Source organism: Pseudomonas sp. 22189 (genome assembly GCF_052045635.1).
GTDB classification, from domain to species: Bacteria; Pseudomonadota; Gammaproteobacteria; order Pseudomonadales; family Pseudomonadaceae; genus Aquipseudomonas; species Aquipseudomonas parakoreensis.
Window position 1 is genome coordinate 169,878 of the sequence record NZ_JBQEPG010000011.1, and the last position, 25,307, is coordinate 195,184.

Annotated in this window: 24 protein-coding genes; 17 read left to right on the top strand and 7 right to left on the bottom strand. The window is 60.2% G+C overall.

The genetic code is table 11. The features are described 5' to 3' along the window. Positions 1-65 precede the first annotated feature (65 nt). Complete coding sequence (gene pyrC, locus ACTJKS_RS14275) at positions 66-1,112, top strand: dihydroorotase (protein WP_047296199.1); 1,047 nt, start codon at positions 66-68, stop codon at positions 1,110-1,112. Further along, positions 1,109-1,786: a ribonuclease T gene (rnt, locus tag ACTJKS_RS14280; protein ID WP_003227721.1), complete on the top strand. Its 678-nt coding sequence runs from the start codon at positions 1,109-1,111 to the stop codon at positions 1,784-1,786. The genes pyrC and rnt overlap by 4 nt, the downstream gene beginning before the upstream one ends. Positions 1,787-1,860: 74 nt before the next feature. On the opposite strand, the gene ACTJKS_RS14285 is transcribed toward rnt, so the two are convergent. Next, complete coding sequence (locus tag ACTJKS_RS14285; protein WP_007963972.1) at positions 1,861-2,463, bottom strand: peroxiredoxin; 603 nt, start codon at positions 2,461-2,463, stop codon at positions 1,861-1,863. 314 nt (positions 2,464-2,777) lie between these two features. Between ACTJKS_RS14285 and ACTJKS_RS14290 the strand changes: the two genes are divergently transcribed. Both ACTJKS_RS14290 and bfr read left to right on the top strand, forming a co-directional pair. Next, positions 2,778-2,996: a bacterioferritin-associated ferredoxin gene (locus ACTJKS_RS14290; protein ID WP_003227725.1), complete on the top strand. Its 219-nt coding sequence runs from the start codon at positions 2,778-2,780 to the stop codon at positions 2,994-2,996. Positions 2,997-3,196: 200 nt separating this feature from the next. Beyond that, positions 3,197-3,670: a bacterioferritin gene (gene bfr, locus ACTJKS_RS14295; RefSeq protein ID WP_007963971.1), complete on the top strand. Its 474-nt coding sequence runs from the start codon at positions 3,197-3,199 to the stop codon at positions 3,668-3,670. Between the two features lie 184 nt (positions 3,671-3,854). On the opposite strand, the gene grxD is transcribed toward bfr, so the two are convergent. The 3 genes from grxD to ACTJKS_RS14310 all read right to left on the bottom strand — a co-directional run bounded on the left by grxD (position 3,855) and on the right by ACTJKS_RS14310 (position 6,824). Further along, positions 3,855-4,196, bottom strand: a complete 342-nt coding sequence (gene grxD, locus ACTJKS_RS14300) for a Grx4 family monothiol glutaredoxin (RefSeq protein WP_003227729.1) — start codon at positions 4,194-4,196, stop codon at positions 3,855-3,857. A 97-nt stretch (positions 4,197-4,293) separates the two neighbouring features. Continuing rightward, positions 4,294-6,399: a molybdopterin oxidoreductase family protein gene (locus ACTJKS_RS14305; RefSeq protein ID WP_108183675.1), complete on the bottom strand. Its 2,106-nt coding sequence runs from the start codon at positions 6,397-6,399 to the stop codon at positions 4,294-4,296. 134 nt (positions 6,400-6,533) lie between these two features. Next, positions 6,534-6,824, bottom strand: coding sequence for a hypothetical protein (locus tag ACTJKS_RS14310; RefSeq protein WP_027612069.1), 291 nt, complete (start codon positions 6,822-6,824; stop codon positions 6,534-6,536). Between the two features lie 404 nt (positions 6,825-7,228). On the opposite strand from ACTJKS_RS14310, the gene argF reads away from it, so the two are divergent. Together argF and ACTJKS_RS14320 are read left to right on the top strand one after the other, a co-directional pair. Continuing rightward, positions 7,229-8,149 (top strand): ornithine carbamoyltransferase, encoded by a 921-nt coding sequence (argF, locus tag ACTJKS_RS14315; protein WP_047296204.1) that lies wholly within the window; start codon positions 7,229-7,231, stop codon positions 8,147-8,149. Then, the gene (locus ACTJKS_RS14320) at positions 8,146-9,255 is read left to right on the top strand and encodes an ABC transporter ATP-binding protein (RefSeq protein ID WP_108183676.1); all 1,110 of its coding nucleotides are present in this window, start codon (positions 8,146-8,148) and stop codon (positions 9,253-9,255) included. Before argF ends, ACTJKS_RS14320 begins: the two co-directional genes overlap by 4 nt. 188 nt (positions 9,256-9,443) lie before the next feature. On the opposite strand, the gene ACTJKS_RS14325 is transcribed toward ACTJKS_RS14320, so the two are convergent. Then, positions 9,444-10,226 carry a PhzF family phenazine biosynthesis protein gene (locus tag ACTJKS_RS14325; protein ID WP_041068354.1) on the bottom strand — a complete coding sequence of 261 codons (783 nt, stop codon included), beginning with the start codon at positions 10,224-10,226 and terminating at the stop codon, positions 9,444-9,446. A 95-nt stretch (positions 10,227-10,321) separates the two neighbouring features. Then, a complete protein-coding gene (gene ybaK / locus ACTJKS_RS14330; protein ID WP_047296209.1) occupies positions 10,322-10,792 on the bottom strand; it encodes a Cys-tRNA(Pro) deacylase in 471 nt (156 codons plus the stop codon). A gap of 362 nt (positions 10,793-11,154) precedes the next feature. Between ybaK and ACTJKS_RS14335 the strand changes: the two genes are divergently transcribed. The 11 genes from ACTJKS_RS14335 to ACTJKS_RS14385 all read left to right on the top strand — a co-directional run bounded on the left by ACTJKS_RS14335 (position 11,155) and on the right by ACTJKS_RS14385 (position 23,973). Next, positions 11,155-12,006, top strand: a complete 852-nt coding sequence (locus ACTJKS_RS14335; protein WP_027612073.1) for an MIP/aquaporin family protein — start codon at positions 11,155-11,157, stop codon at positions 12,004-12,006. 78 nt (positions 12,007-12,084) lie between these two features. After that, a complete protein-coding gene (gene glpK, locus ACTJKS_RS14340; protein ID WP_041068348.1) occupies positions 12,085-13,587 on the top strand; it encodes a glycerol kinase GlpK in 1,503 nt (500 codons plus the stop codon). Positions 13,588-13,825: 238 nt separating this feature from the next. Next, complete coding sequence (locus ACTJKS_RS14345; protein ID WP_007916700.1) at positions 13,826-14,581, top strand: DeoR/GlpR family transcriptional regulator; 756 nt, start codon at positions 13,826-13,828, stop codon at positions 14,579-14,581. Between the two features lie 314 nt (positions 14,582-14,895). Then, the gene (gene glpD, locus ACTJKS_RS14350) at positions 14,896-16,431 is read left to right on the top strand and encodes a glycerol-3-phosphate dehydrogenase (RefSeq protein ID WP_108183677.1); all 1,536 of its coding nucleotides are present in this window, start codon (positions 14,896-14,898) and stop codon (positions 16,429-16,431) included. A 494-nt stretch (positions 16,432-16,925) separates the two neighbouring features. After that, the gene (locus tag ACTJKS_RS14355; RefSeq protein WP_262948216.1) at positions 16,926-17,852 is read left to right on the top strand and encodes a glutamate/aspartate ABC transporter substrate-binding protein; all 927 of its coding nucleotides are present in this window, start codon (positions 16,926-16,928) and stop codon (positions 17,850-17,852) included. 191 nt (positions 17,853-18,043) lie between these two features. Further along, positions 18,044-18,790 (top strand): amino acid ABC transporter permease, encoded by a 747-nt coding sequence (locus ACTJKS_RS14360; protein ID WP_041068336.1) that lies wholly within the window; start codon positions 18,044-18,046, stop codon positions 18,788-18,790. Then, positions 18,790-19,461, top strand: a complete 672-nt coding sequence (locus tag ACTJKS_RS14365) for an amino acid ABC transporter permease (protein WP_041068335.1) — start codon at positions 18,790-18,792, stop codon at positions 19,459-19,461. Before ACTJKS_RS14360 ends, ACTJKS_RS14365 begins: the two co-directional genes overlap by 1 nt. Beyond that, positions 19,458-20,192 (top strand): amino acid ABC transporter ATP-binding protein, encoded by a 735-nt coding sequence (locus tag ACTJKS_RS14370; RefSeq protein WP_041068333.1) that lies wholly within the window; start codon positions 19,458-19,460, stop codon positions 20,190-20,192. The genes ACTJKS_RS14365 and ACTJKS_RS14370 overlap by 4 nt, the downstream gene beginning before the upstream one ends. Positions 20,193-20,408: 216 nt before the next feature. Then, complete coding sequence (locus tag ACTJKS_RS14375; RefSeq protein WP_108183680.1) at positions 20,409-22,310, top strand: sensor histidine kinase; 1,902 nt, start codon at positions 20,409-20,411, stop codon at positions 22,308-22,310. Next, complete coding sequence (locus tag ACTJKS_RS14380) at positions 22,307-23,635, top strand: sigma-54-dependent transcriptional regulator (protein WP_041068329.1); 1,329 nt, start codon at positions 22,307-22,309, stop codon at positions 23,633-23,635. Before ACTJKS_RS14375 ends, ACTJKS_RS14380 begins: the two co-directional genes overlap by 4 nt. Before the next feature lie 8 nt (positions 23,636-23,643). Next, positions 23,644-23,973, top strand: coding sequence for a GlpM family protein (locus ACTJKS_RS14385; RefSeq protein ID WP_198758263.1), 330 nt, complete (start codon positions 23,644-23,646; stop codon positions 23,971-23,973). Positions 23,974-24,064: 91 nt separating this feature from the next. Here ACTJKS_RS14385 and ACTJKS_RS14390 read toward each other — a convergent pair whose 3' ends face one another. Continuing rightward, on the bottom strand, positions 24,065-25,084 hold the full coding sequence (locus ACTJKS_RS14390; RefSeq protein WP_222018498.1) for an alpha/beta fold hydrolase: 1,020 nt from the start codon (positions 25,082-25,084) through the stop codon (positions 24,065-24,067). Between the last annotated feature and the right edge of the window lie 223 nt (positions 25,085-25,307).

The window sequence follows — 25,307 nt, forward strand, 5'->3', positions numbered from 1 at the left end:
GCGAGTGCCTGCAAGAGTCTTTTCCGGTAGCATTCCCCTCAGTTTGACCCGCCTGGAATCCCCTCATGTCCGACCGCCTGACCCTGCTGCGTCCCGACGACTGGCACATTCATCTTCGCGATGGTGCCGTGTTGACCAATACCGTTGCCGATGTGGCGCGCACCTTTGGCCGCGCCATCATCATGCCCAACCTGGTACCACCGGTGCGCAACGCCGCTGAAGCCGATGGCTATCGCCAGCGGATTCTCGCTGCCCGCCCGGCCGGCAGTCGTTTCGAACCGCTGATGGTGCTGTACCTCACCGACCGCACCCAGCCCGAAGAAATTCGTGAGGCCAAGGCCAGCGGTTTCGTGCACGCCGCCAAGCTGTACCCGGCTGGCGCCACCACCAACTCCGATTCCGGAGTCACCAGCATCGACAAGATCTTCCCGGCGCTGGAAGCCATGGCCGAAGTCGGCATGCCGCTGCTGATCCACGGCGAAGTCACCCGTGGCGATGTCGATGTCTTCGACCGCGAAAAGATTTTCATCGATGAGCACATGCGCCGGGTGGTCGAGCGCTTCCCGACGCTCAAAGTGGTGTTCGAACACATCACCACCGGCGACGCCGTGCAGTTTGTCAACGAAGCCTCGGCCAACGTTGGCGCGACCATCACCGCGCATCACCTGCTGTACAACCGCAACCACATGCTGGTGGGCGGGATCCGGCCGCACTTCTACTGCCTGCCGATCCTCAAGCGCAATACCCATCAGGAAGCCCTGCTCGACGCCGCCACCAGCGGCAGCGCGAAGTTCTTCCTCGGCACCGACTCGGCGCCGCACGCCCAGCACGCCAAGGAAGCCGCCTGCGGCTGCGCCGGCTGCTACACCGCGTACGCCGCCATCGAGCTGTATGCCGAAGCGTTCGAGCAGCGTAATGCGCTGGACAAGCTCGAAGCGTTTGCCAGCCTGAACGGCCCGCGCTTCTACGGTCTGCCGGCCAACACCGATCGCATCACCCTGGTTCGCGAAGAATGGACCGCCCCAACCAGCCTGCCATTCGGCGAGCTGAACGTTATCCCGCTGCGCGCCGGTGAAAAACTGCGCTGGCGCCTGCTGGAGGAACACGCGTGAGTGAAGACCATTTCGACGACGAACTGGACGGTCAAGGTGGCGGCGGCGGTTCCCGTCATCCAATGGCAGCGCGTTTTCGCGGCTACCTGCCGGTTGTCGTCGACGTAGAGACCGGTGGCTTCAACTCGGCCACCGACGCTCTGCTGGAGATTGCTGCGACCACCATCGCCATGGATGAAAAGGGTTTCGTTTACCCGGACCACACCTACTTCTTCCGCGTTGAGCCGTTCGAAGGCGCCAACATCGAAGCAGCCGCACTGGAGTTCACCGGGATCAAGCTCGATCACCCGCTGCGCATGGCGGTCAGCGAAGAAACCGCGCTGACCGACATCTTCCGTGGCGTGCGCAAGGCGCTGAAGGCCAATGGCTGCAAACGCGCGATCCTGGTCGGCCACAACAGCAGTTTCGACCTTGGCTTCCTGAATGCCGCGGTTGCGCGTCTGGACATGAAGCGCAATCCGTTCCACCCGTTCTCCAGCTTCGACACCGCGACACTGGCCGGTCTGGCTTACGGTCAAACCGTTCTGGCGAAAGCCTGTCAGGCCGCCGACATCGACTTCGATGGCCGTGAAGCGCATTCGGCGCGTTACGACACCGAGAAGACCGCCGAGCTGTTCTGCGGCATCGTCAACCGCTGGAAACAGATGGGCGGCTGGGAAGACTTCGACGACTGATCCTCGTCGGGTATTTCCTGCGCATGAAAAAACCGGCCACTTGGGCCGGTTTTTTTGTACCTCGACGTTGCGCCTTACAGGGCAGCAGCGTTCTCGGTCAGGTAAGCCGCGACGCCTTCTGGCGAAGCGTTCATGCCTTTGTCGCCTTTCTTCCAGTTGGCAGGGCAAACTTCGCCGTGCTCTTCGTGGAATTGCAGAGCGTCGACCAGACGGATCAGCTCTTCCATGTTACGACCCAGCGGCAGGTCGTTGATGATCTGCGAACGGACGACGCCCTTGTCGTCGATCAGGAACGCGCCACGGAAAGCCACGCCGCCTTCGGATTCAACGTCGTAAGCCTTGGCGATTTCGTGTTTCATGTCGGCAGCCATGGTGTATTTCACCTGGCCGATGCCGCCGTTATTGACCGGAGTGTTGCGCCAGGCGTTGTGGGTGAAGTGCGAGTCGATCGACACGGCGACCACTTCCACGTTGCGCGCCTTGAAGTCAGCCATGCGGTTGTCCAGAGCGATCAGCTCGGACGGGCAGACGAAGGTGAAGTCCAGCGGGTAGAAGAACACCAGGCCGTATTTGCCTTTGATGGCCGAGGACAGGGTGAAGCTGTCAACGATCTCGCCATTGCCGAGTACGGCCGGGACGGTGAAGTCAGGGGCTTGTTTGCCTACGAGTACGCTCATGGATATCTCCTGGTGAATAACTTTGAAGTTCAGGGTCCGGGCCAGCCTGCCACCCTCAGGCGACAGCCCTGTGACACGAACCCTCTTCGCAAGGGCCGACCATCATACACTGCGTTTTTCGCCTGTCCTTAACGGTTTTTTGCCCAAGGCCGATAACAGACCAGCATTTTCGGGGCCAGGCAATCCGCCATTAATCACCGTTCGTCAGTGACCAGCCTTTCGATCGAAAACCATTCAGAAAGCACTTTGACAATCATTCTCGTTAACATTAAGATCCATCGCAATTGAGTCACAACCAGCGACGGTTCTCACTTATGTATGTTTGCCTCTGCACTGGCGTCACCGACGGACAGATCCGCGAAGCGATCTATGAAGGTTGCTGCAGCTACAAAGAAGTCCGCCAGGCCACTGGCGTCGCCAGCCAATGCGGCAAATGTGCCTGCCTGGCCAAGGAAGTGGTTCGCGAAACCCTGACCAAGCTGCAAACCGCTCAGGCCGCGATCCCCTATCCGGTAGAATTTACGGCTGCGTAATTACCCAGATTTCGAAGAACCGGACTTATGTCCGGTTTTTTTATGTCCGCAAATCAAGTGCTTAGGTGCCAGACGCGGAACACAAACATTCTTATTCAGATTTAATTTCATTTATTATTCAATAACTTAGGTTTGACACTTATAAGTACCCGGCTCAAACTCCGCCTTATATACGGCTATTACAGGGCAGGACTCCCATCATGAAAGGCGACATTACAGTCATCCAGCATCTCAACAAGATCCTTGCCAATGAGCTGGTCGCGATCAATCAGTACTTCCTGCATGCCCGCATGTATGAAGATTGGGGCCTGAACAAGCTGGGCAAGCACGAGTACCACGAATCCATCGACGAGATGAAACACGCGGACAAGCTGATCAAACGCATCCTGTTTCTCGAAGGCCTGCCGAACGTGCAGGATCTGGGCAAGCTGCACATCGGCGAGCACACCCGGGAAATGCTGGAGTGTGACCTGCGCATCGAGAAGACCGGCCACGCCGACCTGAAAGCCGCCATCGCCCATTGCGAATCGGTTGGCGACTTCGGCAGCCGTGAACTGCTTGAAGACATTCTCGAATCCGAAGAAGAGCATATCGACTGGCTGGAAACCCAACTGGGTCTGATCGATAAAGTCGGTCTCGAGAACTATCTGCAATCGCAGATGGGCGAGGAGTAGGAGCTGCCGCAGGCTGCGATCTTTTCAGATTGCACCGGCAACTCGCGTTAACTTTTCCAGCGCACTAAAAAGCCCCGCCCTCTTTCGAGGTGCGGGGCTTTTTATTGGCTGAAGATCAAAAGATCGCAGCCTCGTTTCACTCGACAGCTCCTACAGCAGAAGCATGCGCCGAGTGAAAGCCGGATCAGGCTTCGGACTTGGCCGCAGCCGCCTTGGCCGATGCTTCCTTGACCAGAGTCTGCAGCTCACCGTTGGCGAACATTTCAGCCATGATGTCGCTGCCGCCGACCAGTTCACCACCAACCCACAGTTGCGGGAAAGTCGGCCAGTTGGCGTACTTTGGCAGGTTGGCGCGGATTTCCGGGTTCTGCAGGATGTCGACGTAGGCGAACTTCTCGCCACAGCCCATCACAGCCTGCGCAGCTTTCGCGGAAAAGCCACACTGTGGGGCATTCGGCGAGCCTTTCATGTAAAGCAGAATGGTGTTGTTGGCAATCTGCTCTTTAATCGTTTCGATGATATCCATGGAGCACCTCGGCTGAACTTTCCGACTCATGGGTCGGCACGGTGACGCATTGTAACGGAATCCCGAGCGCGCTGCTCGGTCTCCCCGACAGGCATATTCAAGCCGCCACCACCGTCACCGGCACGCCATTGAGCGCCGCGTTGCCCGACAGCTCGTCGAGCTGGCATTCATCGGTCAGGTCGTTGGCGCTAGACCCCGGCTGACCACTGGCAATCGCCATTTGCACGCCCGGGCGCGCATGCCCCCAGCCATGGGGCAGGCTGACCACGCCTTTCATCATGTCCAGGCTGCCGAGCACCTCCACTTCGATCTGTCCGACCCGCGAACTGACGCGCACCCATTGCCCGTCGTCGAGCCCGCGACTGGCCAGATCGTCCGGGTGCATCAGCAGTTGATGACGCGGTTTGCCCTTCACTAGCCGATGGTAATTGTGCATCCACGAATTGTTGCTGCGCACATGGCGCCGGCCGATCATCAGCAGCTCATCGGCTGCCGGTGCCTGCAAGGCCGCAAAGCGTGCGAGATCAGCGAGGATCTCCGGCGGCGCAGCCTGCACCCGTTGATCTGGCGTCTTGAGGCGAGCAGCAAGATTCGGTTTCAACGCCCCAAGATCAATCCCGTGCGGATGATCGAACAATGTCGCCAATGACAGCTTCCGATCGGACGTATCGCCATACAGCCCCATGCGCAGGCCCATATCGATCATCTTCGCCGGCGGCAGGGTCGGCTTCAGTTCCTTGCCGGTCTTTTCGGCAAAGGATTTGGCCAGGCCGACGAAGATCTCCCAATCGTGCAACGCTCCCTCTGGTTTGGCGAGAATCGCCCGGTTGAAGCGAGTGACGTTGCGCACCGCGAACAGGTTGAACGTAGTGTCGTAGTGATCGTTCTCCAGCGCCGAGGTCGACGGCAGGATCAGGTCGGCGTAACGCGTGGTTTCGTTGATGTACAGGTCGATGCTGAGCATAAACTCCAGACCGTCCAGCGCCTGCTCCAGTTGCCGACCGTTGGGCGTCGACAACACCGGATTGCCGGCCACTGTGATCAGCGCGCGAATCTGCCCTTCGCCTTCAGTGAGCATCTCTTCGGCCAGCGCCGATACTGGCAGCTCGCCGCCGTACTCGGGCCGTCCGGACACCCGGCTCTGCCACTTGTTGAAATGCCCGCCCGAGGTCGACGCCACCAGATCCACCGCCGGCTCGGTGCACAACGCGCCGCCCACCCGGTCAAGGTTGCCGGTGACCAGATTGATCAATTGCACCACCCAGTGACACAAGGTGCCGAACGCCTGAGTTGAAACGCCCATGCGCCCGTAGCACACCGCACTCGGTGCCGCAGCGAAATCCCGCGCCAGTTGGCGGATCTGCTCGGCCGGCACCGCACACAGCGGACTCATGGCTTCGGCAGTGAAAGTGGCGACGGCTGCGCGCACTTCATCGAGGCCATCAACCGGCAAGTGACTGTCGCGGGTCAGACCTTCGCTGAAAAGCGTATTGAGTAAGCCAAACAACAGCGCCGCGTCGCCACCAGGCCGCACAAACAAGTGCTGATCGGCGATGGCTGCGGTTTCGCTGCGCCGCGGGTCGACTACCACCACTTTACCGCCGCGCGCCTGAATCGCCTTCAGGCGTTTTTCGACATCCGGCACGGTCATGATGCTGCCGTTGGAAGCCAGCGGGTTACCGCCGAGGATCAGCATGAAATCGGTGTGATCGATGTCCGGAATCGGCAACAGCAAGCCGTGGCCATACATCAGGTAACTGCTCAGGTGATGCGGCAACTGATCGACCGAAGTCGCCGAAAAGCGATTGCGCGTCTTCAGCAGGCCGAGAAAGTAGTTGCTGTGAGTCATCAGCCCATAGTTGTGCACGCTCGGGTTGCCCTGGTAGACCGCCACCGCATTCTGCCCGTGACGCTCCTGAATCGCCGCCAGACGCTCGGCCACCAGTGCAAAGGCCTCGTCCCACTCGATCGGCAGCCATTCGTTGCCGACCCGGCGCATCGGCTGACGCAGGCGATCGGGATCATTCTGGATGTCTTGCAGGGCCACGGCCTTGGGGCAGATGTGCCCGCGACTGAAGGTGTCGAGGGCATCGCCCTTGATCGAGGTGATCGCGACGTTGCCATCGGTTTCGGTGGTCTCGATGGTCAGGCCGCAGATGGCTTCGCACAGGTGGCAGGCACGGTGATGGAGAGTCTTGGTCATGGCCAGTCTCTGTCTTGTTCTGGGCAGGCAATCAGGCCCGCGGGAACAAAACTATGGCCCCGGCGCAGATCCTGCGCCAGCGACGTTCGTCTTGTGAATCGACGGTTATCAGGCGAGCCGATACACCGCCATGATCAATTCGACGGCAGTTGCGGCGGCGCGGCCAGCTGAATTTCCTGAATGGTTTCGATCTGCTCGTGGGCGACATGCACGCCGGTGAGTTCGCCGATCAGCCGCCAGTGCTCGTCGAGCCCGGCACTGATGGTCGCCATGCGATCGATCATGTGACGGCCGGCGGTCTTGACCACTTCGTCTTCGCTGCGCAGCAGTTCGAAGGACATTGAGGTCACCGACGCGGTGAGATGGGTCAATGAGCGAGCCGTGTGACCCAGCAGTTCCATTAACAGTTTTTCTTTCGATTCCATGCGGAGGCTTCCTGCGTCGCTCGAAACTTATTTATAACCCAGCACTTTGCTTTAGCAAATGTTTCAGTCCGAGCATCCGACCAAGTGATGGCATGGCGCCACGGTCGTAAACCGACCCAGGCGACTCGATCCCCGCCACACTCAATTGCCAAGCCCTGCAAGGCCGGTGTACAAAGAGGCTCGCTGCGGCCTTGAACCGGTCTTCATATGTCCGACAGCAAGATACGAAACATCCTCCGAGTCCCGCAAAATCCGTAGCCTATTGGCGTAACGCGACATTTAGTGTCAATATCGCGCCTTCCCCTATTTCGTCGCCCCGTGCGGCTTACGCCGCAGGTCTCGCCCGTTGTTCCGTTAAACAAGGCTTTGAGCATCTGCGGTTTGTAACAAAAAGGTAGTCAATGATGAGCGCAAGGCACTTTCTCTCCCTGATGGATTGCACGCCCGAAGAGCTGGTCAGCGTGATCCGTCGAGGCGTTGAGCTCAAGGACCTGCGTAACCGCGGCGTACTGTTCGAGCCGCTGAAAAACCGCGTCCTGGGGATGATCTTCGAGAAATCCTCGACCCGTACCCGGATCTCCTTCGAGGCCGGCATGATCCAGCTCGGTGGCCAGGCGATCTTCCTGTCGCCGCGTGACACCCAGCTGGGCCGTGGCGAGCCGATTGGCGACTGCGCCATCGTCATGTCGAGCATGCTCGATGCGGTGATGATCCGTACCTTTGCCCACAGCACCCTGACCGAATTCGCCGCCAACTCGCGCGTGCCAGTGATCAACGGCCTGTCCGATGACCTGCACCCGTGCCAGTTGCTGGCCGACATGCAGACCTTCCTCGAACACCGTGGCTCGATTCAGGGCAAGACCGTGGCGTGGATCGGCGACGGCAACAACATGTGCAACAGCTATATAGAAGCGGCGATCCAGTTCGACTTCCAGTTGCGCGTTGCCTGCCCGCAAGGCTACGAGCCCAATCCTGAGTTCGTCGCCCGCGCCGGCGATCGCGTGACCATCGTCCGCGATCCGCAAGACGCCGTGCGCGGTGCGCACCTGGTGAGCACTGACGTCTGGACTTCGATGGGTCAGGAAGAGGAAACTGCCAAGCGCCTGAAGCTGTTTGCACCGTTCCAGGTGACCCGCGCCCTGCTCGATCTGGCGGCTGAAGATGTGCTGTTCATGCACTGCCTGCCGGCGCACCGCGGTGAAGAAATCAGCCTCGACCTGCTCGATGACCCGCGCTCCGTTGCCTGGGATCAGGCAGAAAACCGTCTCCACGCACAGAAGGCCCTGCTTGAGTTCCTCGTCGAACCGGCATATCACCACGCATGAGTCATGAATTACTGCTGAACCTGCGCAACCTCGCTTGCGGCTACCAAGATCAACGCGTGGTGCAGAACCTCAATCTGCACCTCAACGCCGGCGACATCGGCTGCCTGCTCGGCTCGTCCGGCTGCGGCAAGACCACCACCCTGCGCGCGATTGCCGGTTTTGAACCGGTGCACGAAGGGGAAATCACTTTGGGCGGCGAAACCATTTCCAGCGCCGGTTTCACTCTGGCCCCGGAGAAACGCCGAATCGGCATGGTGTTCCAGGACTACGCGCTGTTCCCGCACCTCAGCGTCGCGGACAACATCGCCTTCGGGATCCGCAAGCACCCGAACAAGGCGCGCGTCACTGAAGAGCTGCTGGAACTGGTCAACCTGAAGAACCTCGGCAAACGCTTCCCGCACGAGCTTTCGGGCGGCCAGCAACAACGCGTCGCCCTCGCCCGCGCCCTGGCGCCAGAACCGCAACTTCTGCTGCTCGACGAACCGTTCTCCAACCTCGATGGCGAACTGCGGCGCAAGCTCAGCCACGAAGTGCGCGACATTCTCAAGGCCCGTGGCACCAGTGCGATTCTGGTGACCCACGACCAGGAAGAAGCCTTCGCCGTCAGCGATCATGTTGGTGTATTCAAGGAAGGTCGGCTGGAACAGTGGGACACACCCTACAATCTCTACCACGAGCCGGCGACGCCGTTTGTGGCCAGCTTCATTGGTCAGGGTTATTTCATTCGCGGTCAGCTCGGCAGCCCGGAATCGGTGCAGACCGAACTCGGCGAACTGCGCGGCAACCGGGCCTATACCTGGCCGGTGGGCGGCGCGGTAGATGTGTTGCTGCGTCCGGATGACATCGTTTATGCGCCGGACAGCGCGTTGAAAGCACGCATCGTCGGCAAGACCTTCCTCGGTGCCTCGACCCTGTATCGCCTGCAACTGCCGACCGGCGCGCAGCTGGAATCGATCTTCCCCAGCCATGCCGACCATCAGGTGGGTGCGGATGTCGGGATTCGGGTTGCTGCAGAACACCTGGTCCTGTTCCAGGCATCGGGCAGCACCGCCGCACAAATCCCGGCAGTGGAAAACGGCGTCCGCCGCTACAGCACCGCCCTCTGATCAAACAGAACATCGGAGTGTGGAGGTTTTTTGTGGTGAGGGGATTTATCCCCGATGGGGCGCGAAGCGGCCCTTTAACCTGCACCGCGGAGTGCCTGGCACTGTGCAAGTAATGGTTTGGGGCTGCTGCTCAGCCCATCGGGGATAAATCCCCTCACTACAAAGGCTCACTCCAACAAAGTCTTGCGTTAACCGAGGATCAGTGTACCGCTGGCCACCAGCGTCGCATTCCCGCCGATCTTCACCCGCTCCCCCTCCAGCCGACAGAACAACTCCCCGCCCCGCGCCGAACGCTGGCACGCGGTCAGGCTCGACTTGCCCAGACGTTTCGACCAGTACGGAATCAAGCTGCAATGCGTCGAACCGGTGACCGGATCTTCGTTGATACCAATGGCCGGCGCAAAATAACGCGAGACAAAATCATGCTGATTGCCGCGCGCCGTCACGATGGCGCCGAGCCACGGCAGTTTCGCCAGCGCGACCATGTCCGGTGTGCAGTCGAGCACTGCCTGCTCCGACTCCAGCACCACGAACAACTCGTTGGAACCGAGCACATCCACCGCCTCGACACCCAGCGCACGCTCGACATCCAGCGTCACGCCAATCGCCGATGGCACGATCGACGGAAAGTCCAGCCACAGGCGATCGCCTTCGCGGCTGACGCTCAACGGCCCGGACTTGCAGGTGAAGTCCAGACGCTCGACGTTTTCCTTGTAGACCTCGAACAACACGTGGGCACTGGCCAGCGTCGCATGCCCGCACAATGGCACTTCGGTGGTCGGAGTGAACCAGCGGATGTGCCACGCGGCGCCTTCGCGCACCACGAACGCGGTTTCCGCCAGATTGTGTTCGGCGGCGATCTTCTGCATCAACTCATCCGCAAGCCATGCGTCGAGCCGATACACCATCGCCGGATTGCCACTGAACGGTCGGTCGCTGAACGCGTCGACCTGATGAAACTCAAGCTGCATAACCTTCTCCCTAAGTCCGTGGGCAGAGCATGCGGCGCGGGCCGGATCAGCGCCAGTGACAGAACCGGCCAATTTTCTTCATACAGAATTCAGCGTTACACCCGACCGATGTCGGCAAATTTGCCCTGGGTGTGCTCGGCGAGTACGGCGGGCGCCAACTCGACCTCCAGGCCGCGTCGGCCAGCACTGACATAAATAGTCGCAAAACCCTGAGCCGAGTTATCGATGAAGGTGCGCAGACGCTTCTTCTGCCCCAGCGGACTGATCCCGCCCAGCAGGTAACCGGTGGAGCGTTGCGCCGCAGCCGGGTCAGCCATTTCGACTTTCTTCACGCCCGCCGCGTGTGCCAGCCCCTTGAGATCAAGGCTTCCGACGACCGGTACCACCGCCACCAGCAATTCACCTTTTTCGCTGGCAGCGAGCAACGTCTTGAACACCTGCGCCGGCTCCAGCGCCAGTTTCTCTGCGGCCTCCAGCCCGTAGGACGCGGCCTTCGGGTCATGTTCGTAACTGTGCACGCGATGTTCGGCACGAACTTTTTTCAACAAGTCCAACGCAGGGGTCATGGCAGCTCCAGGCTCGGCATCAACAGAAAAATCCTGCGCCGGATTCTAGGTCATCACAGCGCAAAAGGCTCTAGCGCAAGCCCCGTTTTCCGGGCTTTGCGTGTGAGTCGCCAGGCTATCGCCGCCGCCATTGGCAGGACCATTCAGCAGGTTGATAGTTGAATTGTGACCGACGGTTCACTTTCGACCTTTGACAGGTTTGTTTCTTGTCTATATTTTTTCGAATCTGAATAATGTAAGAATTATCGTCACTGCAGCACCCAGCAGTAAACCGGGAACAGGATGGGGATCCTGCCCCGGGGAAAATCGCGCCTTGCCCTGACGGCAAACGCGCCAGACAACAACAAAAACCGAGGTTTTCAATGACAACTGCTTTACAGCAACCATCGCTTTCCGGCCAATGCCTGGCCGAGTTTCTGGGGACTGCACTTCTGATCTTTTTCGGCACCGGCTGTGTCGCCGCGCTCAAAGTCGCGGGCGCCAGCTTCGGTCTGTGGGAAATCAGCATCATCTGGGGCGTCGGCGTGAGCATGGCGATCTACCTGACCGCCGGCGTTTCCGGCGCGCACCTGAACCCTGCCGTGAGTATCGCCCTGAGCATTTTCGCCGACTTCGAAAAGCGCAAACTGCCGTTCTATATCCTGTCGCAGATCGCTGGCGCCTTCTGCGGCGCGCTGTTGGTTTACACGCTGTACAGCAACCTGTTCTTCGATTACGAACAAACCCATCACATGGTGCGTGGCACGGCCGCCAGCCTCGAATTGGCCTCGGTGTTCTCGACGTTCCCCAATCCAGTGCTGTCCACCGCCCAGGCGTTCCTGGTCGAGATGATCATCACCGCGATCCTGATGGGCGTGATCATGGCCCTGACCGACGACAACAACGGCCTGCCGAAAGGCCCGATGGCCCCGCTGCTGATCGGTTTGCTGATTGCCGTGATCGGCAGCTCGATGGGCCCGCTGACCGGTTTTGCGATGAACCCGGCCCGGGACTTCGGTCCGAAACTGATGACTTTCTTCGCCGGCTGGGGTGAAATTTCCTTCACTGGCGGCCGCGATATTCCGTACTTCCTGATACCGATTTTTGCACCGATTGTCGGTGCCTGCCTCGGCGCTGCCGGGTATCGCGGGCTCATTGCCCGTCACCTGACCGGCGCCACACCTGCTACAAAGGATGCAGAACCGGCCATTGACGGCAAACCAAGAACTTCTTGAAACAGTCGGCGCGGGTTCCTGCCCATTTAGAACCCGCGCCACGGCCCACTCTCCCTTATTTCGTCCAAGGCAATCGACATGACCGACATTCAGAATAAGAACTACATCATTGCCCTCGATCAGGGTACGACCAGCTCCCGCGCGATCATCTTCGACCGCGACGCGAACGTGGTCTGCACCGCCCAGCGCGAATTCGCCCAGCACTACCCGCAAGCCGGTTGGGTCGAACACGATCCGATGGAAATCTTTGCCACCCAGAGCGCGGTAATGGTCGAAGCGCTGGCCCAGGCTGGTCTGCATCACGATCAGGTCGCCGCCATCGGGATCACCAACCAGCGTGAAACCACCGTGGTCTGGGACAAGACCACCGGTCGTCCGGTGTACAACGCCATCGTCTGGCAGTGCCGCCGCAGTACCGAGATCTGCCAGCAGCTCAAGCGCGATGGCCACGAAGAGTACATCCGCGACAACACCGGTCTGGTCACCGACCCGTACTTCTCCGGCACCAAGCTGAAGTGGATCCTCGACAACGTCGAAGGCAGCCGCGAGCGTGCGCGCAACGGCGAACTGCTGTTCGGCACCGTCGACAGCTGGCTGATCTGGAAATTCACCGGCGGCAAAGTGCACGTCACCGACTACACCAACGCCTCGCGCACCATGCTCTTCAACATCCACTCGCTGGAGTGGGATTCGAAGATGCTGGAAATCCTCGACATCCCGCGCGAGATGCTCCCGGAAGTGAAAGCGTCTTCGGAAATCTACGGTCGCACCAAGAGCGGCATCGCCATCGGCGGTATCGCCGGTGACCAGCAAGCGGCACTGTTCGGCCAGATGTGCGTCGAGCCGGGCCAGGCAAAAAACACCTACGGCACTGGCTGCTTCCTGCTGATGAACACCGGCGACAAAGCGGTGAAATCGCAGCACGGCATGCTCACCACCATCGCTTGCGGCCCGCGTGGCGAAGTGGCTTACGCCCTGGAAGGCGCAGTTTTCAACGGTGGCTCGACCGTGCAGTGGCTGCGCGATGAACTGAAGATCGTCAACGACGCTCACGACACCGAATACTTCGCCAACAAAGTGAAGGACAGCAACGGCGTGTACCTGGTACCGGCGTTCACCGGTCTGGGCGCTCCGTACTGGGACCCGTATGCCCGTGGCGCACTGTTCGGCCTGACGCGCGGCGTGCGCGTGGATCACATCATCCGTGCCGCGCTGGAGTCGATCGCCTACCAGACCCGCGATGTGCTCGACGCCATGCAACAGGACTCCGGCGAACGCCTCAAGGCCCTGCGCGTGGACGGCGGCGCGGTCGCCAACAACTTCCTCATGCAGTTCCAGGCCGACATCCTCGGCACCCAGGTCGAGCGCCCGCAAATGCGCGAAACCACGGCACTGGGCGCGGCGTATCTGGCCGGTCTGGCGTGCGGTTTCTGGGGCAGCCTGGAAGAACTGCGCGGCAAAGCGGTAATCGAGCGCGAGTTCGAACCGAGCCTGGACGAAGTCGAGAAAGAGAAACTGTACAAAGGCTGGAAAAAAGCCGTCAGCCGCACCCGTGACTGGGCGCGTGAAGACGCTGAATAAGCCAGTCTGAAGACTGACTTAAGCTGTCCAAACAGCGTGAAAGCGTAGCGAGCGAAGGCAAGACAAGGCAAAAACAGGCGAGGACGCGGAGTTTACGGGTTTGTAAATGAGCAGTCCGAGCCTGTTTTTAACGCAGGATTGCCGAGCGCAGTAGCTTTCACGTTGTTTGGAAACTGGTCGGGAGGAGATTCCTGCGTCATCATGGGCAAATTTTGCATGGCAGCCCAAAGGAAGCCCCATGAATCTGCCTCCCCGTCAGCAGCAAATCCTCGAGCTGGTCCGCGAACGCGGCTATGTGAGCATCGAGGAAATGGCCACGCTGTTCGTTGTGACCCCGCAAACCATCCGCCGCGACATCAATCAGCTCGCGGAAGCCAATCTGTTGCGTCGCTACCATGGCGGCGCGGCCTACGATTCCAGCGTCGAAAACACCGCCTATGCGATGCGCGCCGATCAGATGCGCGACGAAAAACAACGCATCGGTGAAGCCATCGCCGCGCAGATCCCCGATCACGCCTCGCTGTTCATCAACATCGGCACCACCACCGAATCGATTGCCCGCGCCCTGCTCAATCACAACCATTTGAAGATCATCACCAACAACCTGCACGTCGCCTCGATGCTCAGTGCCAAGGATGATTTCGATGTGCTGCTGACCGGCGGCAACGTGCGCCGTGACGGCGGTGTGGTCGGTCAGGCGAGCGTGGACTTCATCAATCAGTTCAAGGTCGATTTTGCACTGGTGGGTATCAGCGGCATCGACGAAGACGGCAGCCTGCTCGACTTCGATTATCAGGAAGTCCGCGTGTCGCAGGCGATCATCGCCAACGCGCGGCAGGTGATTCTGGCGGCGGACTCGAGCAAGTTCGGGCGTAACGCGATGATCCGCCTCGGGCCGATCAGCCTGATCGACTGCCTGGTGACCGATCAGCAACCGGTGCCGGCGCTGGCGCAATTGCTGAGCCAGCACAAGATTCGTCTGGAAGTCGTTTAATCCCGTCGACATTCCCCTGTGGCGAGGGGATTTATCCCCGATGGGCTGCGAAGCAGTCCCAAAACCACCCAATGCGGTGTGCCTGATATCCAACATTGAGGGGCCGCTACGCGGCCCATCGGGGATAAATCCCCTCGCCACAGAGAGCATCCCCGCCTCAATAATGTTCGAAAATTTTCTTTTAGCCGCCCTTCGATGAGTTTTTTCAATCGAAGGCGACTGGCTGCGCGCGTCTTTATGGGCTACCATTTTCGCAAATGAACATTTATGTTCGATTTCCAAGACAGAAAATCAAAAGAGCCCGAGGCCAGCCGATGTCCACCTCTACCTTGCGTACGCCCCCGATTGCCGAGATCTATGATGTTGCCGTGATTGGCGGCGGGATCAATGGCGTGGGGATTGCAGCGGATGCCGCCGGTCGCGGTCTTTCGGTATTCCTATGCGAAAAGGATGACTTGGCCAGCCACACTTCGTCGGCCAGCAGCAAGCTGATCCACGGTGGCCTGCGCTACCTCGAACATTACGAATTTCGTCTGGTGCGTGAAGCACTGGCCGAGCGCGAAGTGCTGCTGGCCAAGGCGCCGCACATCGTCAAGCCGATGCGTTTCGTGCTGCCGCACCGCCCGCACCTGCGTCCGGCGTGGATGATCCGCGCGGGCCTGTTCCTTTATGACAACCTCGGCAAGCGCGAAAAGCTGCCAGGTTCGAAAAGCCTGAAGTTCGGTGCCGACAGCGCGCTGAAAAGCGAAATCAAGAAAGGCTTCGAATACTCCGACTGCTGGGTCGACGACGCCCGCCTCGTTGTGTTGAATGCGATGGCTGCCCGTGAACACGGCGCCCATATTCACACCCAAACCCGTTGCGTCAGCGCCCGCCGCGCCAAGGGGCTGTGGTACCTGAACCTGGAACGCGCCGATGGCAGCCTGTTTTCGATCACCGCCAAAGCGCTGGTGAACGCCGCCGGTCCATGGGTCGCCAAGTTCATCCGTGACGACCTGAAGATGGAATCGCCATACGGCATTCGCCTGATTCAGGGCAGCCACATCATTGTGCCGAAGCTGTACGAAGGCGATCACGCGCATATCCTGCAAAACGAAGATCAGCGCATCGTTTTCACTATTCCGTACCTGAACCACTTCACTCTGATCGGCACCACCGACCGTGAGTACACCGGCGATCCGGCAAAAGTGGCAATCACCGACGGCGAAACCGATTACCTGCTGAAAGTGGTCAACGCCCACTTCAAGAAGCAGATCAGCCGCGACGACATCCAGCACAGCTACTCGGGCGTGCGCCCGCTGTGCAATGACGAATCCGACAACCCGTCGGCCGTAACCCGCGACTACACCCTGGCCCTGTCTGGCGGCGGCGAAGAGGCACCGCTGCTGTCGGTGTTCGGCGGCAAGCTGACCACCTACCGCAAGCTCGCAGAGTCGGCGATGGCCCAGTTGATGCCGTACTTCACCCAGATGCGCCCGAGCTGGACCGCTACCGCGACCCTGCCCGGCGGTGAAGACATGACCACCCCACAAGCCTTGAGCGCACAGGTCCGCGACAAGTTCGACTTCGTCCCGAGCGAAATCGCTCGCCGCTGGGCCACCACCTACGGCAGCCGCACCTGGCGCATGCTCGAAGGCGTGGAAACGCTGGCCGACATGGGCGAACACCTCGGCGGCGGGCTCTATACCCGTGAGGTTGACTACCTGTGCAGCGAAGAATGGGCGACCACGGCGCATGACATTCTATGGCGTCGCAGCAAACTGGGCCTGTTCACCACCCCGGCCGAGCAGGAGAAACTGGCGGCCTACCTGGGCAAGGTCGAGCAGAACCGCAAGACTGAAGCGGCGTGATTTGAACCTCGCTTAAAACGAAAGCCCCTGAATTGAGAGATTCAGGGGCTTTTTGCTGCGTGACTTACTTTGCCTGCCACTAACCCTGTGGCGAGGGGATTTATCCCCGATGGACTGCGAAGCGGTCCTCGCCTTTGCGCTGAAAGAAGGCCGCTTCGCGACCTATCGGGGATAAATCCCCTCGCCACAAGGGAATGTGGGCTCGAACGATCATCAATATGAGGGCAGCGATTAAAAGATCGTTCGGTTTTCCGAACGCGACCTGCCGGTCGATTCGGATAACCGGATCAATTTCAGCCAAAAACACTAACTAAAAACTTTAATTTCCTTATTAATCAATCAGTTGATCCACTGCAACTGGTCTGGCACGACTCATGCTCTACACTCTCTCGACGAATGCCTGCCGTGCCAACACTTCAGGAGCCGTCAGGCATTCGAAGCACAAAAGGGCCGACGAACTGGCTCCATAAAAAAAACAATTCGAGGAAAATTTGATGCGCATCGTTCCCCCTATCCTGGGCGCAGCCATTGCGGCCGCTCTGATCAGCACACCAGTTTTCGCCGCCGAACTCACCGGCACCCTGAAGAAAATCAACGATTCCGGCACCATCACCCTCGCTCACCGCGACAGCTCCATCCCGTTTTCCTACATCGCGGATGCTTCCGGCAAGCCAGTGGGCTACTCCCACGACATTCAAGTGGCCATCGTTGAAGCCCTGAAAAAAGACCTGAACAAGCCAGACCTGCAGGTCAAGTACAACCTGGTGACCTCGCAAACCCGTATCCCGCTGATCCAGAACGGCACTGCGGATATCGAATGCGGCTCGACCACCAACAACGCCGAACGCGCCCAACAGGTCGATTTCACCGTCAACATCTTCGAAATCGGCACCCGTCTGCTGGTCAAGAAAGACAAGGATGGCAACCCGTCCTACAAAGACTTCGCCGACCTCAAAGGCAAAAACGTCGTGACCACCGCTGGCACCACGTCCGAGCGCATCATCAAAGCGATGAACGCCGACAAGCAGATGGGCATGAACATCATCTCCGCCAAGGACCACGGCGAATCCTTCAACATGCTGGAAAGCGGCCGCGCCGTTGCCTTCATGATGGACGACGCCCTGCTGGCCGGTGAAGAAGCCAAGGCCAAGAAGCCGGACGACTGGGTCATCACCGGTACTCCGCAATCCTTCGAAGCCTACGCGTGCATGGTGCGTAAAGACGACCCGGCCTTCAAGAAGGCTGTGGATGACGCCATCGTCGGCCTGTACAAGTCCGGCAAGATCAACGAGATCTACAAGAAGTGGTTCGAAACCGCGATTCCGCCAAAGGGCCTGAACCTCAACTTCCCGATGAGCGACAAGGTGAAAGAGCTGATCGCCAATCCGAGCGACAAGCCTGCGCCTGACGTAAAAATCTGATTCCTGACTAACCTGTCGTCTGAGGGAGCAACCTCCCTCAGACGTCTGTTACTACCTGCTGGCTTTACTGTGGAACACTCGACCAGGCGGTTTCCGAGCCGATCGCGTGTGCCCGACGTTCAACGTCGGACGGGAAAGGATCTTCCCCAAGCGGGTGCTTGTACATCGATCGATTTCGAGGGGAGACCCTAATGAATTACAACTGGGACTGGGGCGTGTTCTTCAAGTCCACCGGCGTGGGCAGCGAGACGTATCTCGACTGGTTCATCTCCGGTCTGGGCTGGACCATTGCCATCGCCGTCGTGGCCTGGATCATCGCTTTGCTGCTGGGCTCCATTCTGGGGGTCATGCGCACCGTGCCGAGCCGCCTCGTGTCGGGCATCGCGACGTGCTACGTCGAGCTGTTTCGCAACGTGCCGCTGCTGGTTCAGCTGTTCATCTGGTACTTCCTGGTGCCCGACCTGCTGCCGCAAAACCTGCAGGACTGGTACAAACAGGATCTGAACCCGACCACCTCGGCCTACCTGAGCGTCGTCGTGTGCCTGGGCCTGTTCACCGCCGCCCGGGTCTGCGAGCAAGTGCGCACCGGTATCCAGGCGCTGCCGCGGGGCCAGGAATCCGCCGCCCGCGCCATGGGTTTCAAGCTGCCGCAGATCTACTGGAACGTGCTGCTGCCGCAGGCCTACCGCATCATCATTCCGCCGCTGACCTCGGAATTCCTCAACGTCTTCAAGAACTCCTCCGTGGCGTCCCTGATCGGCCTGATGGAACTGCTGGCGCAAACCAAACAGACCGCCGAATTCTCGGCCAACCTGTTTGAAGCGTTCACCCTGGCCACGCTGATCTACTTCACCCTGAACATGAGCCTGATGCTGCTGATGCGCATGGTCGAGAAGAAAGTCGCGGTGCCCGGCCTGATCTCCGTGGGGGGTAAATAATGGACTTCGATTTCAGCGGCATCATCCCCGCGATCCCGGGCCTGTGGAACGGCATGCTCATGACCTTGAAGCTGATGGTCATGGGCGTGGTCGGCGGCATCGTGCTCGGTACGATCCTCGCGCTGATGCGCCTGTCGTCCAGCAAACTGCTGTCCCGCGTGGCCGGCGCCTATGTGAACTATTTCCGCTCGATCCCGCTGCTGCTGGTGATCACCTGGTTCTACCTGGCGGTACCGTTCGTGCTGCGCTGGATCACCGGCGAAGACACCCCGATCGGCGCGTTCACGTCCTGCGTCGTGGCCTTCATGATGTTCGAAGCCGCGTACTTCTGTGAAATCGTCCGTGCCGGCGTGCAGTCGATCCCCAAAGGCCAGATGGCCGCCGCGCAGGCGATGGGCATGACCTATGGCCAGACCATGCGTCTGATCATCCTGCCCCAGGCGTTCCGCAAGATGACCCCGTTGCTGCTGCAACAGTCGATCATCCTGTTCCAGGACACCTCGCTGGTCTATACCGTGGGCCTGGTGGACTTCCTCAACTCCGCCCGCTCCAGCGGCGACATCATCGGTCGTTCCAACGAGTTCCTGATCTTTGCCGGTGTCGTTTACTTCATCATCAGCTTTTCCGCCTCGCTGCTGGTCAAGCGTCTGCAAAAAAGGTTTGCCGTATGATCTCCATCAAGAACATCAACAAGTGGTATGGCGACTTCCAGGTGCTGACTGATTGCAGCACCGAGGTCAAGAAAGGCGAAGTGATCGTGGTCTGCGGCCCATCGGGTTCGGGCAAGTCGACCCTGATCAAATGCGTCAACGCGCTGGAGCCGTTCCAGAAAGGCGACATCGTCGTCGATGGCACCTCGATTGCCGACCCGAAGACCAACCTGCCGAAACTGCGCTCGCGCGTCGGCATGGTGTTCCAGCATTTCGAGCTGTTCCCGCACCTGACCATCACCGAAAACCTGACCATTGCGCAGATCAAGGTATTGGGCCGCAGCAAGGAAGAAGCGACCAAAAAAGGTCTGCAACTGCTGGAACGCGTTGGCCTGTCGGCGCATGCCCACAAGCACCCGGGGCAACTGTCCGGCGGTCAGCAGCAGCGTGTGGCGATTGCCCGCGCGCTGGCGATGGACCCGATCGTCATGCTGTTCGACGAACCGACCTCGGCGCTCGACCCGGAAATGGTCAACGAAGTGCTCGACGTGATGGTGCAACTGGCCCAGGAAGGCATGACCATGATGTGCGTGACCCACGAAATGGGCTTCGCCCGCAAAGTGGCTGACCGCGTGATTTTCATGGACGCCGGCAAGATCATCGAAGACTGCAAGAAAGAAGAGTTCTTTGGCGACATCAGCCAACGCTCCGAACGCGCGCAGCATTTCCTCGAGAAAATCCTGCAGCACTAAAAGCAACACACTGAACGCTGTGGCGAGGGAGCTTTGTGGCGAGGGGATTTATCCCCGATGGGCCGCGAAGCGACCCCAGCATTTCAAAATCAAACCGCATCTGCCGGTTTGACGACTGCTTTGCAGCCGATCGGGGATAAATCCCCTCGCCACAGGTTCCGCGCTCGAACAAACCGGGATGCTGTTAGCCATGCTGGTTGACCCAAGGCAACTGTGATGAAATGCGACCCCAATCTCTATCGCGCAGCGCCGCCATCACTTGCCGTGAAGCCTCGTCTGATTCGCCATCTGTTTCTGCCGCCGCTGATCATCGTGCTGATGATCGGACTGGGTTACATCGGCTTCTGGACCAGTGAACATTTCGGCATCCGCAGCCTCAGCGAAAACGGCCAGCGTCAGCTCGAACTGCACGCGCGTACCGTCGAAAGCGAGATCAGCAAATACACCTACCTGCCCAGCCTGCTGGAACTGGAAACCAGCGTCCCGCAATTGCTGGCCGACCCGACCCCGGAGCACCGGCAAACGGTCAATGCTTACCTTGAAGGCCTGAACCGGCGCAGCCGCAGTCGGGCCATCTATGTCATGGACACCACCGGCCGCGTGATGGCCACCAGCAACTGGCGCGACGTCGACAGTTACCTCGGTGAAGACCTGTCGTTCCGCGCCTATTTCCAGAAAGCCGTGCGCGGCGAGCCCGGACGTTTCTACGGCATCGGCAGCACCAGCGGCGAACCCGGTTACTACCTGGCCCACGGACTGGAAGAGCACGGCAAGATCATTGGCGTCGCCGTGGTCAAAGTGCGTCTCGAAGCCCTGGAAGAACGCTGGCAGCGCGCCCGTCTGGAAGCCTTCGTCAGCGACGAGAACGGCATCATCATTCTTTCCAGCGACCCGGCGCGGCGCCTGAAATCGGTGGTTCCGCTGAGCGATGAAACCAAGGAGAAGCTCGCCCGCAGCCTGCAGTATTACTGGTTCCCGCTCAACGAATTGCAACCACTGGCCCGCGAAACCCTGGCCGAAGGCGTGGAGAAACTGACCTTCCCCGCCAACAGCGAAGTGAGCGCCGATGACGACAGCATCAGCTATCTGGCTCAGACCCGGCCACTGAGCGACACACCGTGGAATTTCACCTTGCTCACGCCGTTGCAGGACCTGCGCCGCGAAGCGATCAACCAAGGCATTCTGGTGGCCGTGGCTTTCGCCCTGGTGGCGTTCCTGCTGATTGCCTGGAACGAGCGGCGCAAGGTCATCGCCACCCGCCTCGCCGCCCGCGAAGCCTTGCAGGAAGCCAACAGTCAACTCGAACGACGGATCACCGAACGCACCGGCGACCTGCGCGCCAGCAACGAACGCCTCAAGAGCCAGATCCGCGAACGACGGCAGGCCGAAGAAACCCTGCGCCGCGCCCAGGACGAACTGGTGCAGGCCGGCAAACTCGCAGCCATCGGCCAGATGTCGACCAGCATTGCCCACGAATTGAACCAGCCGCTGGCGGCGATGCGCACCCTGTCCGGCAACACCATTCGGTTCCTCGAACGCGGCCAGCTCGACGTCGCCAGCACCAACCTCAAGACCATCAATGACCTGATCGACCGCATGGGCCGGATCACGGCCAGCCTGCGCTCGTTCGCCCGACGCGGGGACGACAAGGGCCAGGCCAGTCTCGGCAAAGCGGTGGACGCCGCGCTGCAGGTGCTGGGTGCCAGGGTCGAGAGCGCGTCACTGCAACTGCATCGGCAATTCATCGACGTGCAAGTGCAGATCGACCAGACCCGCCTCGAACAGATTCTGGTCAACCTGATCGGCAATGCCCTCGACGCCATGCAGGCGCAGCCGCAGCCGGAACTGTGGCTGGAGGGGGAAGAGTTCAACGGCAAATATCGTCTGCGGGTGCGCGACAACGGCCACGGCGTCGATGCCGAGGCGCGCAAGCATCTGTTCGAGCCGTTCTTCACCACCAAACCCGGCGAACAGGGCCTGGGCCTCGGCCTGACCCTCTCCGCCAGCCTCGCTGCCGCCACCGGCGGGCACCTGGGTGTCGAACATCCGGCCAGCGGTGGCACCACCTTCGTCCTCAGTTTACCGTTGGTAAGCCCTACTCCTGCCGAGCCAATATGAACCACGACCTTAGTGTGCTGATCGTCGAAGACGACCCCCATGTGCTGCTCGGCTGCCAGCAGGCACTGACCCTGGAAGACATTCCCTGCATCGGTGTCGGCAGTGCCGAAGAAGCGCTGGAGCAGGTTGGCGACAACTTCGCCGGCATCGTCATCAGCGACATCCGCCTGCCGGGCATCGATGGCCTGGAACTGCTGACCCGCCTCAAGCAACGCGACCGCAGTCTGCCGGTGGTGCTGATCACCGGTCATGGTGACATCTCAATGGCGGTCGGTGCGATGCAGAAAGGCGCCTACGATTTCATGGAGAAACCGTTCTCGCCGGAGCGTCTGGTCGACGTCGCCCGCCGCGCACTGGAGCAACGCAGCCTCGCTCGCGAAGTCTCGTCGCTGCGTCGGCAACTGGCCGAACGCGACTCCCTGGAAGGCCGGATCATCGGTCGTTCCCCCGCGATGCAGAACCTGCGCGAACTGATCGCCAACGTCGCCGACACCTCGGCCAACGTATTGATCGAAGGCGAGACCGGCACCGGCAAGGAACTGGTCGCGCGCTGCCTGCACGACTTCAGCCGCCGCCACACCAAGCAATTCGTCGCGCTGAACTGCGGCGGCCTGCCGGAGAACCTGTTCGAAAGCGAGATTTTCGGCCACGAAGCCAACGCCTTCACCGGCGCCGGCAAACGGCGTATCGGCAAGATCGAACACGCCGACGGCGGCACGCTCTTCCTCGATGAAGTAGAAAGCATGCCGCTGCCGTTGCAGATCAAACTGCTGCGGGTGTTGCAGGAACGCACCCTCGAACGCCTCGGCTCGAACCAGAGCGTGGCGGTGGATTGCCGGGTGATTGCGGCGACCAAATCCGACCTCGACGAAGCGAGCAAGGCCGGCGAGTTTCGCAGCGACCTGTACTACCGCCTCAACGTGGTGACGCTGGAACTGCCGCCGCTGCGCGAGCGCCGCGAGGACATCCTGCAACTGTTCGAACACTTCACCCAGCAGTCGGCGCTGCGTTTCGACCGCGCGTTGCCCGAGCTGGACAACCAGACCCTGTCAAACCTGATGAGCCACGACTGGCCGGGCAACGTGCGCGAACTGCGTAACGTCGCCGAGCGCTTTGCCCTCGGCCTGCCGGCGTTCAAGAAGTCCGGCGCCAGCAGCGGCGGTCAGGGGCTGGCGTTCGCCGAAGCGGTGGAAGCCTTCGAGCGCAATCTGCTCAATGACGCCTTGCAACGCAGTGGCGGCAACCTGACCCAGGCCAGCCTGGAGCTGGGCATGGCCAAGACCACGCTGTTCGACAAAGTGAAAAAATACGGGTTGAGCCACTGATGGATCTGATTCTCAAAGCCGCCCTCGGCGCCGCAGTGGTGGTGATCCTCGCCGCGCTGTCGAAGACCAAAAACTATTACATCGCCGGACTGGTGCCGCTGTTTCCGACCTTCGCGCTGATTGCCCACTACATCGTCGGCAAGGGCCGTTCGGTCGATGATCTGAAAGCGACCATCGTGTTCGGCATGTGGTCGATCATTCCCTACTTCATCTATCTGGCGACGCTGTACGTGATGGTCGACCGCATGCGCCTGGAAGCGTCACTGGCGGTGGCGGTGGTCGCGTGGTTGATCGCGGCGACCGTACTGGTCTCGGTGTGGGTACGCCTGCACAGCTGATCACAGTCCGCTCCCTCAAGCGAACCGCATTGCAAATGTGGGAGCCGGCTTGCTTGCGAAGAGGCCCGAGTCAACACCGTCAAAACCTCAGCTACAGCAGGTTGCCGCTTGCCACCGGCTCGATCTGCGCCCAGTGCGACGTGTCTTCACGATGCGCTTGCAAATACGGCAACACCGCCGCCAGCAACGGCGCCTTGAACGCCTCTTGAAAACGATGGGCCAGCCCCGGAATCAGCTTCAACTGACTGCCACGAATATGCGCCGCCAGATGCACACCGTGCATCACCGGCAACAGCGGATCCGCCGTGCCGTGCACCACCAGGGTCGGCACCCGCAGTTGATTGAGCAACGTCACCCGGCTCGGCTCGGCAAGGATCGCCATGATCTGGCGCTTCACGCCCTCAGGGTTGAACGCCCGATCGTAGGCTACCGCCGCCTGATGCAACAACGCTTGCCGGTCATCGGTGACCGCCGGGCTACCGAGCGCCGCCAGCAGATCGGCCTGCTGCTCCAGCGCCACTTCGCGATTCGGCGCGCCACGCCGCGCCAGCAGTTGCACCAGCGCCGCACTCGGTGCCGGCAAGCCTTCGGCGCCGGAACTGGTCATGATCAGTGTCAGGCTTTCCACCCGTTGTGGCGCCATCGCCGCCAAGTGCTGGGCGATCATCCCGCCCATGCTGGCACCCAGCACGTGAAACTGCTCGATGTGCAGCGCGTCCATCAACCCCAGCGCGTCATCGGCCATGTCGCTCAGCGAGTACGGTGCCGACACCGGCAATCCGAGCTTGTAACGCAGCACTTCAAAGGTCAGGTTGGCGTCGGCCGGGGCCTGACGCCAGGTCGACAGACCGACATCGCGGTTGTCATAGCGGATCACCCGAAAACCCTGCTGACAGAGCGCAACCACCACCTCGTCCGGCCAGTGAATCAACTGGCCGCCCAAACCCATGACCAGCAACAGCGCCGGATCCGAAGCACGGCCGATGCTCTGGTACGCCAGGCTCACCTGGGCCAGATCGACCCGTTCAGTCGGTACATTGACGTCGCAACGCGAAGCCGCCATCGACGGCAGGCCGAACAACAGCGCGGCCAACAGAAAAAATAAACGCATGAAGAAACACCGAAACGCAGAACCCCAGTAGAGCGCGAGTCTGATGAAGTTTGTTCAAGCGCGCTGCCACAGTTGCGTGACAGTTTGATGAAGTTTGCCGAGCGGTCATTCTCCGACAACGAATCAGGCCGGAACAGTCTGTACATCCTCTGCAACAAAACCACTCCCCCAGCGATAACCATGTACCGCATGGGCTTGTGACAGCGCGCCTCTAATAGGCATG

What these genes read in the sequence shown, in the direction of transcription:
- ACTJKS_RS14345 (WP_007916700.1), top strand. Translation starts at nt 13,826, where the DNA reads ATGAATCTGCCTCCCCGTCAGCAGCAAATCCTCGAGCTGGTCCGCGAA.
- glpK (WP_041068348.1), top strand. Translation starts at nt 12,085, where the DNA reads ATGACCGACATTCAGAATAAGAACTACATCATTGCCCTCGATCAGGGT.
- ACTJKS_RS14365 (WP_041068335.1), top strand. Translation starts at nt 18,790, where the DNA reads ATGGACTTCGATTTCAGCGGCATCATCCCCGCGATCCCGGGCCTGTGG.
- ACTJKS_RS14325 (WP_041068354.1), bottom strand. Translation starts at nt 10,226, where the DNA reads ATGCAGCTTGAGTTTCATCAGGTCGACGCGTTCAGCGACCGACCGTTC.
- ACTJKS_RS14360 (WP_041068336.1), top strand. Translation starts at nt 18,044, where the DNA reads ATGAATTACAACTGGGACTGGGGCGTGTTCTTCAAGTCCACCGGCGTG.
- ACTJKS_RS14335 (WP_027612073.1), top strand. Translation starts at nt 11,155, where the DNA reads ATGACAACTGCTTTACAGCAACCATCGCTTTCCGGCCAATGCCTGGCC.
- ACTJKS_RS14370 (WP_041068333.1), top strand. Translation starts at nt 19,458, where the DNA reads ATGATCTCCATCAAGAACATCAACAAGTGGTATGGCGACTTCCAGGTG.
- ACTJKS_RS14320 (WP_108183676.1), top strand. Translation starts at nt 8,146, where the DNA reads ATGAGTCATGAATTACTGCTGAACCTGCGCAACCTCGCTTGCGGCTAC.
- ACTJKS_RS14375 (WP_108183680.1), top strand. Translation starts at nt 20,409, where the DNA reads ATGAAATGCGACCCCAATCTCTATCGCGCAGCGCCGCCATCACTTGCC.
- ACTJKS_RS14290 (WP_003227725.1), top strand. Translation starts at nt 2,778, where the DNA reads ATGTATGTTTGCCTCTGCACTGGCGTCACCGACGGACAGATCCGCGAA.
- ACTJKS_RS14285 (WP_007963972.1), bottom strand. Translation starts at nt 2,463, where the DNA reads ATGAGCGTACTCGTAGGCAAACAAGCCCCTGACTTCACCGTCCCGGCC.
- ACTJKS_RS14305 (WP_108183675.1), bottom strand. Translation starts at nt 6,399, where the DNA reads ATGACCAAGACTCTCCATCACCGTGCCTGCCACCTGTGCGAAGCCATC.
- glpD (WP_108183677.1), top strand. Translation starts at nt 14,896, where the DNA reads ATGTCCACCTCTACCTTGCGTACGCCCCCGATTGCCGAGATCTATGAT.
- ACTJKS_RS14390 (WP_222018498.1), bottom strand. Translation starts at nt 25,084, where the DNA reads ATGCGTTTATTTTTTCTGTTGGCCGCGCTGTTGTTCGGCCTGCCGTCG.
- bfr (WP_007963971.1), top strand. Translation starts at nt 3,197, where the DNA reads ATGAAAGGCGACATTACAGTCATCCAGCATCTCAACAAGATCCTTGCC.
- ybaK (WP_047296209.1), bottom strand. Translation starts at nt 10,792, where the DNA reads ATGACCCCTGCGTTGGACTTGTTGAAAAAAGTTCGTGCCGAACATCGC.
- grxD (WP_003227729.1), bottom strand. Translation starts at nt 4,196, where the DNA reads ATGGATATCATCGAAACGATTAAAGAGCAGATTGCCAACAACACCATT.
- argF (WP_047296204.1), top strand. Translation starts at nt 7,229, where the DNA reads ATGAGCGCAAGGCACTTTCTCTCCCTGATGGATTGCACGCCCGAAGAG.
- ACTJKS_RS14380 (WP_041068329.1), top strand. Translation starts at nt 22,307, where the DNA reads ATGAACCACGACCTTAGTGTGCTGATCGTCGAAGACGACCCCCATGTG.
- ACTJKS_RS14355 (WP_262948216.1), top strand. Translation starts at nt 16,926, where the DNA reads ATGCGCATCGTTCCCCCTATCCTGGGCGCAGCCATTGCGGCCGCTCTG.
- pyrC (WP_047296199.1), top strand. Translation starts at nt 66, where the DNA reads ATGTCCGACCGCCTGACCCTGCTGCGTCCCGACGACTGGCACATTCAT.
- ACTJKS_RS14310 (WP_027612069.1), bottom strand. Translation starts at nt 6,824, where the DNA reads ATGGAATCGAAAGAAAAACTGTTAATGGAACTGCTGGGTCACACGGCT.